We start from the raw sequence: 14,979 nt of genomic DNA, 5'->3' as shown, positions 1-14,979 counted from the left end.
GTATCCGATGGCCGCGTCATGCCGCCCGGCGGTGCCTCGTGTGTCACACCCGGCTGTCATGATGGGGACCATGCCAGCCGAGGCCCCGCCGTCCACGCTCCTCGAGGACCTCGACGAGGAACAGCGCGAGGCCGTCCTCGCGCCCCGTGGCCCGGTGTGCGTGCTGGCCGGCGCCGGCACGGGCAAGACCCGCACCATCACCCGCCGCATCGCGTACCTCGTCGCCGCCGGACATGTCTCGCCGGGTCAGGTGCTGGCCGTGACGTTCACCCAGCGCGCCGCGGGCGAGATGCGCGGCCGCCTGCGCAGCCTGGAACAGGAGATCGACGGCGCTGCCGGCACGGGGGCCGTCCAGGCCATGACATTCCACGCCGCGGCGCTGCGGCAGCTGCGGTACTTCTGGCCGCGGGTGGTCGGCGACACCGGCTGGGAGCTGCTCGACAGCAAGTTCGCGGTGGTCGCGCAGGCAGCCAACCGCGCGGGCATCCAGGCCAGCACCGACGACGTGCGTGACCTTGCCGGCGAGATCGAGTGGGCCAAGTCGTCCCTGATCAGTCCCGAGCTGTATCCGGAGCAGGTCGCCAAGATCGAGCGCGACATTCCGTTCGACGCCGCCAAGGTCGCCGCGGTGTACGCCGGGTACGAGGGTCTCAAGGCCCGTCGTGACGGTTCGGCGCTGCTGGACTTCGACGATCTGCTGTTGCACACCGCCGCCGCCATCGAGAACGACGCCGCCGTCGCCGGCGAATTCCGCGATCGTTACCGCTGCTTCGTCGTCGACGAGTACCAGGACGTCACCCCGCTGCAGCAGCGGGTGCTCAATGCCTGGGTGGGGGAGCGGGACGACCTGACGGTGGTCGGTGATGCCAACCAGACCATCTACTCGTTCACCGGTGCCACCCCGCAGTACCTCCTCGACTTCTCGCGACGGTTCCCCGATGCGGCACTGATCCGGCTGGAGCGCGACTACCGCAGCACGCCGCAGGTGGTGTCGCTGGCCAATCAGGTGATCTCGGCGGCGTCCGGCCGGATGGCCGCCAGCCGGTTGCAGCTCATCGGTCAGCGCGATCCGGGGCCCAAGCCGGTGTTCCGGGAACATCCCGACGAGGTCGCCGAGGCCAACGCCGTCGCCGCCGCCATCAAGAAGCTCATCCAATCCGGTACCGCACCTTCGGAAATCGCGGTGCTGTACCGCATCAACGCGCAGTCCGAGGTGTACGAGGAGGCGCTCACCGCGGCCGGGGTGGCGTTCCAGGTGCGCGGGGGTGAGGGCTTTTTCAGCCGCCAGGAGATTCGGCAGTCGTTGCTGGCGCTGCAGCGCGCCGCGGGACACCAGGGTGACGTCGCCGGTGTCGAGCTGCCGCAGCTGGTCCGGGATCTGCTCGAACCGCTGGGGCTGACGGCCGAGCCGCCGGCGGGTACCAAGGCCCGGGAACGCTGGGATGCGTTGTTGGCCTTGGTCGAACTGGTCGAGCAGGAAGTCGCGGTACGTCCCAATTTGGACCTGCAGGGCCTGCTCGTCGAGTTGCGTCAGCGTGCCGATTCGCGGCACCCACCGGTCGTGCGGGGTGTGACGCTGGCATCGTTGCACGCGGCCAAGGGTCTCGAGTGGGATGCGGTGTTCCTGGTCGGTCTGGTCGACGGCACGCTGCCCATCTCGCATGCGTTGTCACACGGCGCGGACAGCGAGCCGGTCGAGGAGGAGCGTCGCCTCTTCTACGTCGGAATCACCAGGGCCAGAGTGCATTTGACCATCTCATGGGCACTGGCCCGGGCCGCCGGCGGGCGGCAGAGCCGCAAGCCCTCGCGGTTCCTCAACGGGCTGACACCGCAGAGTCGCCGGGAACCCCAACAGCCGCAACGTAAACGGGGTCCGGCGCCGCGCTGCCGCGTCTGCAATGCGGCGTTGACGTCGTCGACCGCGATCCTGTTGCGGCGCTGCGAATCGTGCCCGTCGAACCTCGACGAGGAGCTGCTCGGCCGGCTCAAGGAGTGGCGCCTGCGTACCGCGCAGGAGATGAAGGTGCCCGCCTACGTGGTGTTCACCGACAACACCTTGATCGCGATCGCCGAGGCTCTGCCGGCCGACAATGCCGCGCTGGTGGCCATTCCCGGGATCGGTGCGCGCAAGCTGGAGCAATACGGTCCGGATGTGCTGGCATTGGTGAACGCGTCCCGTTAGCCCCACTAAATTGCGCCAAACATGACGCAAATTGCGCCAAAACTGCTGGTCAAAAAATCGCTTGCCTGATTTTGGTGGTAGCGTCTAGCCTCGAAGCCGCAACGAAATCCCGCGAATTCGCACCGTGCGAATCCGCAGTCGACCGCTGAGGAGGTGGCCCCGATGATCAGTTTTGATGCGTCCCGTGGCGCTGTCCTCGCTGTCTCTGGTTCCCGTGCGCCGTTGACCGCTGCCGCCTATGAGGCGGTATCGCGCGTCGGCGCCGGTTGGCATCAGATCGTTGACGTCCCCGCCATTCCCGCTGCCGCTGCAGCCGCCGCTATGCCGGCGGCACGTCTCGCGACGGCCGGGCATGTCGCCGACCACCCGCAGCGCAAGCGCAACGCCAAGACCTTCGCGTCCGTGAAGCGGGGCACTACTTAGGTAGCGCCTACAAAAGCCAAAACCTGGCCACGGACCCGAAACCACCGGATCCGTGGCCAATGTTTTTGGGGCACAACCTCAAAACCACCACCTGGTCACCGATCCATCAGACAGATGAGACGCAAGACGACCAGGAAGTAGGTGATGAGGACATGACTAGCCAGACTTGCCGACAAAGGCTGGCGGTGCCATGTCATGTTGGCGACCCCGATATGTGGTTCGCTGACAACCCCACTCAGCTGGAACAGGCCAAGGCGCTGTGCGCCGACTGCCCGATCCGGCTCCAGTGCCTCAGCGAGGCGCTGGAACGTGAAGAGCCGTGGGGTGTTTGGGGCGGGGAGATCCTCGAACGGGGTGCCGTCATCGCACGCAAGCGTCCGCGCGGTCGTCCGCGCAAGGACGTCGTCGCGGCATGACCCCGCGCGCAAACCCCGGGGGGGCACCAACCGCGAGCCGGCCTGGGGGTACCTCCCGCTTGCGGGGGAGTTTGCACACCGACACACCGTGTTTGGCGTGCATTACGCGGCCGCTCGCCGGCGCCGAGCGGCCGCGTAATCGCCCTTGACTAGGGGGTGAAGCCCGGAACCAGTTCCGTGGCAATGGCTTTCACGGGGACGTGGGCGTCCAGCTGACAGCAGATCGCGACGGTCGACGCGATGACCCGTAGCGGGATGACCAGGTTCGGCGGCATGTCGAGCTGACGGGCCATCTTGATCTGCGCCACGCCGTTGTCGAGCTGGCCCGCAGCCATTTTCATGATCCAGCGCCGCGTGTAGTGGAAGACATCGGTCTGGATCGGCTCGACGTACTGCCGCAGCATGTTGTCGACCTCGAAGATCGGGACCTCTTCGCCCGGCTGGATGAACCCGGCATCCTCCATCACCGGCAGCAGCTTCTCGTAGTTCTTGTCCCGCGCCAGGCTGATCATCTCGCCGATCGCGGTCGGCAGCCCACCGGGCAGCGGCGCCACCGCACCGAAGTCGATGACGCCCATGCGGCCGTCAGGCAGCAGCATGAAGTTCCCCGGGTGGGTGTCTCCGTGCATGATCTCCAGGCGCGCCGGGGCGTCAAATGTCAGCTCCGACAGGCGGGTACCCATCAGGTCGCGCTGTTCGACGGTGCCCTCCCGGATGATTACCGACATTGGGATGCCGTCCATCCACTCCGCGATGACGACCTTCGGCGCGCTGGCCACGATCGCCGGCACCTTGAAGTGCGGGTGCCCGGCGTAGGCCTTGGCGAACGCCCGCTGGTTGTCGGCTTCCAGCCGGTAGTCCAGTTCCATCTCGGTGCGGTCGATCAGTTCGTCGACGACGCCCTGGACGTCGGCGCCGGGCGCCAGCTGCTTGAAGACGCCGACCAGACGCTGGATGGTCTTCAGGTCGGCACGCAGCGCCTCGTCGGCACCGGGGTACTGGATTTTGACCGCGACCTCGCGACCGTCGGACCAGACGGCCTTGTGCACCTGGCCGATGCTGGCCGACGCGACCGGGGTGTCGTCGAAGGACTGGAAGCGGTCGCGCCACTTGGTGCCCAGCTGCGCGTCGAGCACGCGGTGCACCTTGGCGGCCGGCAGGGGCGGGGCTTCCCGCTGCAGCTTGGTCAGCGCCTCGCGGTACGGCTTCCCGTACTGCTCGGGAATCGCGGCCTCCATCACCGACAGGGCCTGGCCGACCTTCATCGCGCCGCCCTTGAGCTCGCCCAGCACGGTGAACAGCTGGTTGGCAGCCTTGTCCATCAGCTCGGCGGTCACCTCGTCCTTGGACTTGCCCGCCAGGCGCTTGCCCAAGCCCAGCGCCGCCCGTCCCGCCATGCCGCCGGCCAGACCGGCGAGCTTCGCGTTGCGTGCCACACTGCCCCGTTTGATATCAGCCACATTCACATCATCCATGACGTTGCTGAGTGCACGGCAGCGACATGGCAACGCGTGTTGTCACGAAAGTCGATCACACCAGTCACACAACGGATGACGCGACCACCGGCGCACCACAGTGGTCCGCGAGCCGATGTCGAATTCGAGCGTGGCGTCGAGCGTCGGCGGTGGCTCTGCGCGGCCCCCGCCGCCGCGGATCGCGTCGATCACCCGGTCCACCTGGTTGAGCGCCACCGCCGCGGTGGCGAGCACGGTGGCGCGGTCGGCGCTGCCGACGGTGCCCTCCAGTTGGGCGGCGAGGACCGGCCACGACGCGTCGCGGTCACTGCGGTGGAGGTCGGCACAGTTCAAACAACTCGTCGCCCCGGGCAAAACGAGGGGACCGATCAGCCCGGTGCCGTCCCGGATCCGCACCGGCAGATGCGGCACCCCGGCACGGTGCAGGTCGCGCACCAGACGGCGGTCGGCCACCAGGAAATCGGACAGCACCACCAGATCTGCGGCGTCCCGTGTGACGGCGACGTGACCGAATCGGCTGGTGCGCACCCGGGTTCCGGAACAGTTCAAGGCGCCGGCCAACAGGTCCGAGAGGGGACCGCTGCCGTGAATGCGAACCGAGACCGGTCGCCGGCCGGTATCCGGCACTGTCTGCAACAGTCCCGCTGAGTTCAGGGCGTCGACCAGCGCAGTCCAGCCGTCGACGTCGGTCAGCCCGGCGGCCAGCGCGAGCGCCTGGCTGCTCTCGGCGTCGACGCCGCTCTGCATACCGCGCAGCAGGTCTGCCAGGTCACCGACCGTCAACCCGTCCGGTGGCCGAATGCCGATGGCGCGCCGCGGGTCCCAGCCGAGCTGCACGGTCCCGTCGGGCCGCTGCAACACCGGCATGGCCGGGTTCAACATGCACTGCGCGGCGCCGCGATCCACCCCTGATGTCACCTGCCCAACTGTGCCAACGGCACGCCGATTCGGCGAATCAGTTATCCACAGGCACCCTCAGCCCTCGGCTGGGTCGTCTCCCGAGTCCCGCTTGAGGTCCTTCTCCAGGTCGGCCAGCGCCTGGTCCAGGTCCGAGGTGTCGCCGCCGAGTGCCCGGTCGATGAAGGCTGCGGGCTCGTCGAGGTCGGCTGCGCCGGGCAGCAGGTCGGGGTGCTGCCAGACGGCGTCGCGCTTGTCAGCGCCGACGGCGTCGGTCAGCTTCTCCCACAGCGTGGCGGCCTCGCGCATCTTGCGCGGCCGCAGTTCCAGGCCCACGAGGGTCGCGAAGGTCTGCTCGGCCGGCCCGCCGGTGGCGCGACGACGACGCAGCGTCTCGCTCAGCGCCGACGTGCCGGGCAGCCGCTCACCGAGCGCGGCAGTGACGACGGTCTGCACCCAGCCCTCGATGAGCGCCAGCAGCGTCTCGAGCCGTTCGAGCGCCGCCGCCTGCTCGGGGGTGGCCTTCGGCTCGAACATGCCCTGGCTCAGCAGCTTCTCCATGGCGCCGGGATCGCCCATCAGCGACGCCGGGTCCAGGCCGGAGGCCATTTCCTCGAACCCGCTCATGTCGATCTTCATGCCCTTGGCGAAGGCTTCGACGGCGCTGAGCAGCTGGCTGGCCAGCCACGGCACGTGGCTGAACAGGCGGTGGTGGGCAGCCTCACGCGCCGCGAGGAACGTCAGCACCTCGCTGCGCGGCTGCTCGAGGCCCTCGCCGAACGCCTCGACTGCCTCGGGCATCAGCGCGGCGACGCCGGACGGCCCCAGCGGCAGGCCGATGTCGGTGGAGGTCAGCACCTCCTTGGACAGCGTGCCCAGCGCCTGGCCCAGCTGCGAGCCGAACGCCATGCCGCCCATCTGCGACATCATCGCCAGCAGCGGGCCGGCCATTGCTTTGGCCTCCTCGGGCAGCGCCGACACCCACACGGTCGACAGCTGCTCGGCGACCGGGTCGCACAGCCGCTTCCAGGTGTTCAGGGTGTTGTCGAGCCAGTCGCTCGGCGTCCACGCCACGGCGCGGGTGGTGCCGGCCGGCAGGGCGGTGACGCCATCGAGCCAGGTCTCCGCAAGGTGCACGGCGTCGGAGATGGCCGTCGCGGTCTGCTCGGGCACCGGCTTGACGAACCCGATCGAGTTCGACGCCAGCTTGCGGGCCAGGTCGTAGTTCACCGGGCCGGACTGCGGGTTGTTCATCGAGGCGCCCGCGCCGCTGAACATCGCGCCGAGCTGCGTGAAAATCTGGCCCAGGTCGGGCATGCCGGCGCCGCCGGGGCCGCCGAACGCGTTGCCGAACCCGAACGGGTCCGACGAGCCACCGGAAGAGCCTGGTCCAGGCTCTTTCTTGGATTTGTCGCGGTCGGGGTCTTCGCCGCTGGAGAAGCCGAAAGGCAGGTCAGCCATACCGTCAACGGTACTGCCAGCCCGCGCCGCGGGTGGCTTCGCGGGTCATGCTGTCAGCGAACCTAGCCGCGAGCTTTACTGTTGGCGGCGTGAACAGGCGGATTTCTACGCTCGTGGTCGCTCTGGTGCCGATCATCGTGTTCGTCGTGCTCGTGTCAGTGGTGACCGTGCCGTTCGTCTCGCTGGGTCCCGGCCCGACGTTCGACACGCTCGGTGAGGTCGACGGCAAGAAGGTCGTCGACATCAAGGGTGACGTCAAGGTGCATCCGACGTCGGGGCACCTCAACATGACGACGGTGTCGCAGAGCGACGGGCTGACGCTGGGCCAGGCGCTGGCGCTGTGGATGTCGGGCCGCGAGCAGCTGGTGCCGCGCGATCTGGTCTATCCGCCGGACAAGTCCAAGGAGCAGGTCGACAAGGCCAACAACGCCGACTTCAAGAACTCCGAGGAAGACGCCGAGTACGCGGCGCTGAGTTACCTGAAGTACCCGAAGGCCGTGACGGTCCAGGCCGTCGCCGATCCGGGGCCCTCGGCCGGTCAGTTGCGCGCGGGCGATGCCATCGACATGGTCAACGGCATCCCGGTGGCCAACGTCGAGGAGTTCACCTCGCTGTTGAAGAAGACCAAGCCGGGTGACCACGTCGTGCTCGACTACCGGCGCAAGAACGCCGGAATCGGCGTCGCGACCATCACTTTGGGCTCCAACAAGGACCGGGACTACGGCTATCTCGGTACGACGGTGCTCAACGCGCCCTGGGCGCCGTTCGCCATCGACTTCAACCTGGCCAACATCGGTGGCCCGTCGGCCGGCCTGATGTTCAGCCTGGCCGTGGTGGACAAGCTGACCGACGGAAACCTCAACGGCGGCAAGTTCGTTGCGGGTACCGGCACCATCGGTGACGACGGCAAGGTCGGCCCGATCGGCGGCATCACGCACAAGATGCTGGCCGCGCGAGAGGCCGGCGCGACGGTGTTCATGGTGCCCGCCGAGAACTGCGCCGAAGCGGTGTCGGCCCACCTCGACGGACTCAGCTTGATCAAGGTCGAGAACCTCACCGGCGCGGTCGACGCCCTGCACGCCGTGTCCGCTGGTGGCGAACCGCCCCGCTGCTGAGCGTGCGATCACCCCTGGTTGCGTAGAGTCGTAGGTCAAGCTGGCCTTTTCGGATTTCATACAGACTTTCAACAGACTGGAGCGCACGAGTGGGGATGCGGCCTGCGGCGAGGATGCCGAAGCTGACGCGACGAAGCCGAATCCTGGTCGGGATCGCGTTGCTGATCGTCGGTTTGTTGATGGTCGGCCCGCGACTGGTCGACGCCTACGTGGACTGGCTGTGGTTCGGTGAGGTCGGTTTCCGTTCGGTGTTCAGCACCGTCCTGGTGACGCGCCTGGTGGTCTTCCTGGTGGCCGGAGTCTTCATCGGCGCCGTGGCATTCGGGGGAATGGCACTGGCGTACCGGTCCCGTCCGGTGTTCGTGCCGGCGTCCGGCCCCAACGATCCGGTGGCCCGCTACCGCGCCACCGTCCTGTCGCGGCTGCGGCTGTTCGCCATCGGTGTCCCGGCGTTCATCGGGCTGCTGGCCGGATTCGTGGCGCAGACCTACTGGGTGCGGGTGCAGCTGTTCCTGCACGGCGGCTCGTTCGGCATCACCGATCCAGAATTCGGCAAGGATCTGGGCTTCTACGCCTTCGACCTGCCGTTCTACCGGCTCGTGCTCGGCTACCTGTTCGTCGGCGTCTTCCTGATGCTCGTCGGGAACCTGTTGGGCCACTACGTGTTCGGTGGCATCCGCCTGTCGGGCCGCCAGGGCGCGCTCAGCCGCGCGGCCCGCATGCAGCTGGTATCGCTGGTGGGAATCCTGGTGCTGCTCAAGGCCGTTGCCTACTGGTTCGACCGCTACGAGCTGCTCAGCCACACCCGTGCCGGCAAGCCGTTCACCGGCGCCGGCTACACCGACATCAATGCGGTGCTGCCGGCAAAGCTGATCCTGCTGGCGATCGCGGTGATCTGCGCGGTGGCCGTGTTCTCGGCGCTGGTGTTGCGGGACTTGCGGATTCCGGCGATCGGCCTGGTCCTGCTGCTGCTGAGCTCGGTGATCGTCGGTGCCGGCTGGCCCATGCTGGTCGAACAGTTCAGCGTCAAACCCAACGCGGCGCAGAAGGAACGCGACTACATCAGTCGCAGCATCACGGCGACGCGCGATGCGTACGGGCTGACCGGTGATGCGGTGACCTACCGGGACTACAGCGGCAACGCGCCCGCCACCGCGGAGCAGGTGGCGGCCGACCGGGCGACGACGTCGAACATCCGACTGCTCGACCCGACCATCGTCGGACCGGCCTTCACCCAGTTCCAGCAGGGCAAGAACTTCTACAGCTTCCCGGACCAGCTGTCCATCGACCGCTACAACGGGCCCGACGGCAAGCTGCGCGACTTCGTCGTCGCGGCACGGGAATTGAACCCCGACCGGCTGATCGACAACCAGCGCGACTGGATCAACAAGCACTCGGTCTACACCCACGGCAACGGCTTCATCGCCTCGCCCGCCAACACCGTGCGCGGTATCGCCAACGATCCCAACCAGAACGGCGGGTACCCGGAGTTCCTGGCCAGCGTGGTCGGCGCCAACGGCGCGGCCGTCTCACCCGGCCCGGCACCGCTGGATCAGCCGCGCGTGTACTTCGGCCCGGTGATCGCCAGCGCGCCATCGGATTACGCCATCGTCGGCAAGAACGGCGCCGACCGCGAGTACGACTACGAGACCAACACCGAGACCAAGAACTACACCTACGGCGGTACCGGCGGTGTGGACATCGGCAACTGGCTGGCCCGGTCGGTCTTCGCCGCCAAGTTCGCCGAGCGGAACTTCTTGTTCTCCAGCGTCATCGGGCCGAACAGCAAGATCCTGTTCAACCGCGACCCGGCCCACCGGGTCGAGGCGGTGGCGCCGTGGCTGACCACCGACTCGACGGTCTACCCGGCGATCGTCAACAAGCGCATGGTGTGGATCGTCGACGGCTACACCACCCTGGACAACTACCCGTACTCGGAGCTCACGTCGCTGTCGAGTGCGACCGCCGACTCCAATGAGGTTGCGGTCAACCGGATGTTGCCGGACAAGCAGGTGTCCTACATCCGGAACTCGGTGAAGGCCACCGTCGACGCCTACGACGGCACCGTCACCCTGTACGAGCAGGACGAGCACGACCCGGTGCTGCAGGCGTGGATGAAGGTGTTCCCGGACACCGTGAAGCCGAAGTCGGCCATCAGCAAGGAACTCGCCGAGCACCTGCGCTACCCGGAGGACCTGTTCAAGGTCCAGCGCATGCTGCTGGCCAAGTACCACGTCAACGACCCGGTGACGTTCTTCTCGACGTCGGACTTCTGGGACGTGCCGCTGGACCCCAACCCGACGGCCAGCAGCTTCCAGCCGCCGTACTACATCGTCGCGAAAGACCTTGCCACGGGCGGTGATTCGTCGTCGTTCCAGCTGACCACCGCGATGAACCGGTTCCGCCGGGACTTCCTGGCCGCGTACATCAGCGCCAGCTCCGATCCGGCCACGTACGGCAAGATCACCGTGCTGACCATCCCGGGTCAGGTGAACGGTCCCAAGCTGGCGTTCAACGCGATCAGTACCGACACCGCCGTCAGCCAGGACCTGGGCGTCATCGGCCGGGACAACCAGAACCGGATCCGCTGGGGCAACCTCTTGACACTGCCGGTGGGGCAGGGCGGGTTGCTCTATGTCGCACCGGTTTACGCCTCGCCAGGCGCCAGTGACGCGGCGTCGTCGTACCCACGACTGATCCGTGTGGCGATGATGTACAACGACAAGGTCGGCTACGGCCCGACGGTCCGGGACGCCCTCAACGGCATCTTCGGTCCCGGTGCCGGCGCCACCGCGACCGGTCCGGCCCCGACCGATGTGCCGGCCGGCACGCCGCCTCCGGCGGCCGTTCCGGGCGCGGTCCAGCCACCGGCCGTGGGACCGCAGCCCCCGCCGGTCGCGGTGCAGTCGCCTGGCGTGCCGCTGACGCTGTCGCCCGCGAAAGCCGCTGCCCTGCAAGATGTCAACGCGGCCCTCGACGGCATGCGTGCGGCCCAGCAGAGCGGCAATTTCGCCCAGTACGGCGCGGCTCTGCAGAAGCTCGACGACGCCATGGCCAAGTACCGCGACGCCAAGTAGTCCGCACGAGTCAGAAACTGCCCAACTCCTTCGGGAGTTGGGCAGTTCTGCATCTGGCGCAGGTTCACCAGGTGGTCCCAAAAACCCTGTCTGACCATACGATTTGGTTCATTCGGCAGCGTTGGGTAACGTTGTATTCACCGACGCGGGGTGGAGCAGCTCGGTAGCTCGCTGGGCTCATAACCCAGAGGTCGCAGGTTCGAATCCTGTCCCCGCTACTAGCGAGAAGGCCCCCGGAGATTTCTCCGGGGGCCTTCTTCATATTTGGTGAATGCGGTGCGCAGAGCGCGCATGTGGAATTCAAGCCCCGAGAGTGGCTGTGCCGCAGCGGCGTAGCCCGCAAAGACCGGCTACGCCCGCAGATCAGCCCGCCAGCTCGATCGTCTCGCCCGGGATCGCGTCGATCAACATTCGGGTGTAGTCGGACGTCGGGTTCTCGTACACCTGGTCGGTGGGCCCGGAATCCACCACCTCGCCGCGGGACATCACGATCACGTCGTGGGCGATCTCCTTCACCACCGCCAGGTCGTGGGTGATGAACAGATAGCTCAGCCCGAGTTCGTTCTGCAGGTCGCGCAGTAGCGTGAGGATTTGCGCCTGCACCAGGACGTCCAGCGCCGACACTGCTTCGTCACACACCACCACCTCAGGGTTGAGGGCGAGCGCGCGGGCGATCGCCACGCGCTGCCGCTGACCGCCGGACAGCTCGTTGGGGAAACGCTGCATGACCGACTGCGGTAGCGCGACCAGGTCGAGTAGCTCCTTCACGCGGGCGGTGCGGGAGGACTTGTCTCCGATGCCGTGGATGTTCAGCGGCTCGGCGATCGCCCGGTAGTTGGAGTACATGGGATCCAGTGAGCCGTAAGGGTTCTGGAACACCGGCTGCACCCGGCGGCGGAACTCCTTTGCCGCGGCGCCGCGCAGCGACGTGACGTCTTTTCCGTCGAAGTGCACCGTGCCCGAGGTCGCCTCCAACAGCCCCAGCACCATGCGCGCCACCGTCGACTTTCCCGAGCCGGATTCGCCGACCACCGCGGTGGTCGTCCCGCGCCGCAGGGTGAAGCTGACATCGTTCACGGCGCGGAAGGTCGAGCCGCCGCGGAAGGGGACGGCACCGCGGATCGGGAAGTCCTTGACCAGGTTCGCCGCGACCACCACGTCCTCAGGACCGGACGACGCCTCCTGGGCGGGTTCGGTGACCTTGAGCTGCAGCGCCTGGTCACCGATGAGCTCACCGTCTGCACGCCGGGAGGCCAACGAGGGCGCCGCGCGCACCAATCGCTTGGTGTACTCGTGGTGCGGGTCCTGCAGGATCTGCAGGGCAGGTCCCGACTCGACCACCCGCCCCTTGTACATGACGACCAGGTGGCCGGCGCGTTCCGCAGCCAGGCCGAGGTCGTGCGTGATGAGCAGGACCGCTGTACCGAGCTCGGTGGTCAGCTCCTCGAGGTGGTCCAGGATCTGCCGCTGCACGGTGACGTCCAGGGCCGAGGTCGGTTCGTCGGCGATCAGCAGCTTCGGTCGGCACGCGAGTCCGATCGCGATCAGCGCGCGCTGGCGCATGCCGCCCGAGTACTCGTGCGGGAACTGATTGACCCGTTTGTCGGGGTCGCGCATGCCCGCTTCGCGGAGCAGAGCGATGGCGCGTTTGCGCGCGTCACCCCGCTTCGCCGCGCCATTGGCCTGCAGGGTTTCGCGGATCTGGAATCCGACGCGCCACACCGGGTTGAGGTTGGTGTTGGGGTCCTGTGGAACCAGCCCGACGCCGCTGCCGCGGATCTTCTCGAAGTCGCGGCGGGACGCGGCGGCCAGGTCCTGGCCGTCGAACAGGATCTGACCGCCGGTCACCGTGCCGGTCCCCGGCAGCAGGCCGAGCACCGCCGCGGCCGTGGTCGATTTGCCCGACCCGGACTCTCCGACGATGGCCACGGTCTGCCCCGGGAAAACGGTGAGGCTCGCGCCTCGCACCGCGGGCACCGACTTGCCCTGCACCCGGAACGCGACCTGCAGGTCTCGGATGTCGAGCAGCGGTGCAGCTCCGTCATTCACCGTCATCAGCGGGTCCTCGCCTTCGGGTCCAGCGCGTCGCGCAGGACGTCACCGAGCATCATGAAGGTGAGCACGGTGATCGCCAGCGCCGCGGCGGGGTAGAACAGGATCGGCGTGCCCTCGCGGAGCAACTGCTGCCCGGCCGCGATGTCGATGCCCCACGACACCGCCGTGGACGGCAATCCGATGCCGAGATACGACAACGTCGCTTCGGTGACGATGAAGATCCCCAGCGAGATGGTGCCGACGACGATCACCGGACCCAGCGCGTTGGGGATGACGTGAGTGAAGAGGGTGCGAACCCGGGACGCGCCCAGCGAGCGCGCCGCCGTGATGAACTCCTCGTTGCGGACCGCGATCGCGGCCGACCGGGCGATGCGCGCGATCTGCGGCCAACTGAAGATCGCGAGCACGATCACCACGGTGAACACCGTGCGGGAGCTGATCATCTGCATCGTGACCACCGCCGCCAGGATCAGCGGGATGCCGAAGAAAATGTCCGCCAGCCGTGCGATCACCGAGTCGATCCAGCCACCGAAGAACCCGGCCACGGCGCCGAGCAGGCCGCCGATCAGGACCACGACGATCGTGGTCAGCACGCCCACCGCCACCGAAGCGCGGGCGCCGTAGATCGTTCGGGTGTAGATGTCGTATCCCTGCCGATCGGTCCCGAGCCAGTGTTCGGAGCTGGGTGGGAGCAGCGACTGCTCGAGCGAGCCGTAGTGCGGGTCCTGACTGGTGAACAGTCCCGGAAAGAGCACGACGACGACGATCAGCGCCAGCAGCACCATCGCCACGACGAACTGCGGCTTGGCTCGCAACTCGAGCCACGCCGACTTCCAGAAGCCTGCGGGATCCACGTCGGCGGCGACCGCGTCGACAGCCCCGACGCTGACCGCGTCGGGGCCCGCGACGAAACGCTCCTGGCCGGGGTACGGGGTGGCGTGGGTCGGGGTCTCAGGCATAGCGGATCCTCGGGTCGAGGGCGGCGTAGAGCAAGTCGACCACCACGTTGGACGCCAGGTAGATGAGCACGAGCACGGTGACGAACGAGACGACGGTCGACGACTCGCCCCGGATCACCGCTTGATAGATGGTTCCGCCGACGCCTGGAATGTTGAAGATGCCCTCCGTCACGATCGCGCCGCCCATCAGCACCCCGAGGTCGGCGCCGAGAAACGTCACCACCGGGATCAGCGAGTTGCGGAGCACGTGCACGAGGATCACCCGCGGTCGGGACAAGCCCTTCGCCGTGGCGGTCCGCACGTAGTCCGCCGAGAGGTTCTCCGCGATCGACGAACGCGTCAGCCGGACGACATAGGCGAATGACACTGCACCGAGCACGAATCCGGGCAGCAGCAGGTGATAGACGTCGAGGTGGCCGCCGACGGTGACGGGGACGAGCTGCCAGCGCACCCCGAAGAGGTACTGAGCGGCAAATCCGATCACGAAAATCGGGACGGCGACGATGAGGAGCGTCACGATCAGGATCGTGGTGTCGAACCACTTTCCCTTGTTCAGACCCGCGAGCACGCCGAACGTCACACCGAACACCGCCTCGACGGCGATCGCGATGAGCGCGAGGTCGACCGTCACGGGGAAGGCGCGTTTCATCACGTCGAACACCGGCTGGCCCGAGAAGGACGTGCCGAAGTCCAACCGGAACACGCCGCTGATGTAGTGCCAGTACTGCAGGTAGAAGGGCTGATCCAGGTGATATTGCGCGCGCAGCGTTGCGATCAGCGCGGGCGACATGGGCTTGCCGCCGCCCAGCGCGGAGATCGGGTCGGCGGGCAGCAGGAAGACGAGCGCATAGATCAGGAACGTGGCGCCGAAGAACACGATCACCAGCTGTCCGACCCGGCTCAATCCGTATCTCAGCAT

The 14,979-nt window shown here is 67.4% G+C and carries 11 protein-coding genes and 1 tRNA gene; 6 read left to right on the top strand and 6 right to left on the bottom strand.

Annotated features, from left to right (window positions below; genetic code table 11):
* The first annotated feature begins 61 nt into the window (after positions 1 to 61).
* The 3 genes from ACJEIK_RS20115 to ACJEIK_RS20105 all read left to right on the top strand — a co-directional run bounded on the left by ACJEIK_RS20115 (position 62) and on the right by ACJEIK_RS20105 (position 3,021).
* Positions 62 to 2,182, top strand: a complete 2,121-nt coding sequence (locus tag ACJEIK_RS20115) for an ATP-dependent DNA helicase UvrD2 (RefSeq protein WP_409431731.1) — start codon at positions 62 to 64, stop codon at positions 2,180 to 2,182.
* A 162-nt stretch (positions 2,183 to 2,344) separates the two neighbouring features.
* A complete protein-coding gene (locus ACJEIK_RS20110) occupies positions 2,345 to 2,605 on the top strand; it encodes a hypothetical protein (protein ID WP_060999144.1) in 261 nt (86 codons plus the stop codon).
* A 152-nt stretch (positions 2,606 to 2,757) separates the two neighbouring features.
* The gene (locus tag ACJEIK_RS20105) at positions 2,758 to 3,021 is read left to right on the top strand and encodes a WhiB family transcriptional regulator (protein WP_060999180.1); all 264 of its coding nucleotides are present in this window, start codon (positions 2,758 to 2,760) and stop codon (positions 3,019 to 3,021) included.
* Positions 3,022 to 3,170: 149 nt separating this feature from the next.
* On the opposite strand, the gene ACJEIK_RS20100 is transcribed toward ACJEIK_RS20105, so the two are convergent.
* The 3 genes from ACJEIK_RS20100 to ACJEIK_RS20090 form a co-directional block, all read right to left on the bottom strand.
* Positions 3,171 to 4,496 (bottom strand): ABC1 kinase family protein, encoded by a 1,326-nt coding sequence (locus ACJEIK_RS20100; RefSeq protein ID WP_060999147.1) that lies wholly within the window; start codon positions 4,494 to 4,496, stop codon positions 3,171 to 3,173.
* 42 nt (positions 4,497 to 4,538) lie between these two features.
* Complete coding sequence (locus ACJEIK_RS20095) at positions 4,539 to 5,378, bottom strand: TOMM precursor leader peptide-binding protein (RefSeq protein ID WP_061009647.1); 840 nt, start codon at positions 5,376 to 5,378, stop codon at positions 4,539 to 4,541.
* A 93-nt stretch (positions 5,379 to 5,471) separates the two neighbouring features.
* Positions 5,472 to 6,854 (bottom strand): zinc-dependent metalloprotease, encoded by a 1,383-nt coding sequence (locus ACJEIK_RS20090; RefSeq protein ID WP_060999149.1) that lies wholly within the window; start codon positions 6,852 to 6,854, stop codon positions 5,472 to 5,474.
* Positions 6,855 to 6,943: 89 nt separating this feature from the next.
* Here ACJEIK_RS20090 and ACJEIK_RS20085 point away from each other — a divergent pair, with 89 nt between their 5' ends.
* The 3 genes from ACJEIK_RS20085 to ACJEIK_RS20075 all read left to right on the top strand — a co-directional run bounded on the left by ACJEIK_RS20085 (position 6,944) and on the right by ACJEIK_RS20075 (position 11,264).
* The gene (locus ACJEIK_RS20085; RefSeq protein ID WP_167837881.1) at positions 6,944 to 7,969 is read left to right on the top strand and encodes a PDZ domain-containing protein; all 1,026 of its coding nucleotides are present in this window, start codon (positions 6,944 to 6,946) and stop codon (positions 7,967 to 7,969) included.
* An 89-nt stretch (positions 7,970 to 8,058) separates the two neighbouring features.
* Positions 8,059 to 11,046, top strand: a complete 2,988-nt coding sequence (locus ACJEIK_RS20080; protein WP_135355312.1) for a UPF0182 family protein — start codon at positions 8,059 to 8,061, stop codon at positions 11,044 to 11,046.
* A 144-nt stretch (positions 11,047 to 11,190) separates the two neighbouring features.
* Positions 11,191 to 11,264, top strand: a tRNA-Met gene (locus ACJEIK_RS20075).
* A gap of 145 nt (positions 11,265 to 11,409) precedes the next feature.
* Here the strand turns inward: ACJEIK_RS20075 and ACJEIK_RS20070 are convergent.
* Genes ACJEIK_RS20070 through ACJEIK_RS20060 form a run of 3 tightly spaced genes read right to left on the bottom strand, consistent with a single transcriptional unit; the run spans position 11,410 to position 14,979 of the window.
* A complete protein-coding gene (locus ACJEIK_RS20070; protein WP_064860811.1) occupies positions 11,410 to 13,101 on the bottom strand; it encodes an ABC transporter ATP-binding protein in 1,692 nt (563 codons plus the stop codon).
* Positions 13,101 to 14,060, bottom strand: coding sequence for an ABC transporter permease (locus tag ACJEIK_RS20065; protein WP_064860810.1), 960 nt, complete (start codon positions 14,058 to 14,060; stop codon positions 13,101 to 13,103). Before ACJEIK_RS20065 ends, ACJEIK_RS20070 begins: the two co-directional genes overlap by 1 nt.
* Positions 14,053 to 14,979, bottom strand: a complete 927-nt coding sequence (locus ACJEIK_RS20060) for an ABC transporter permease (RefSeq protein ID WP_061004353.1) — start codon at positions 14,977 to 14,979, stop codon at positions 14,053 to 14,055. Before ACJEIK_RS20060 ends, ACJEIK_RS20065 begins: the two co-directional genes overlap by 8 nt.

The organism is Mycobacterium sp. SMC-16 (assembly GCF_046250085.1).
Taxonomy (GTDB): domain Bacteria; phylum Actinomycetota; class Actinomycetes; order Mycobacteriales; family Mycobacteriaceae; genus Mycobacterium; species Mycobacterium phocaicum.
The sequence above is the reverse complement of the archived record's forward strand: the minus strand, read 5'-3'. Positions and strand labels throughout refer to the sequence as shown.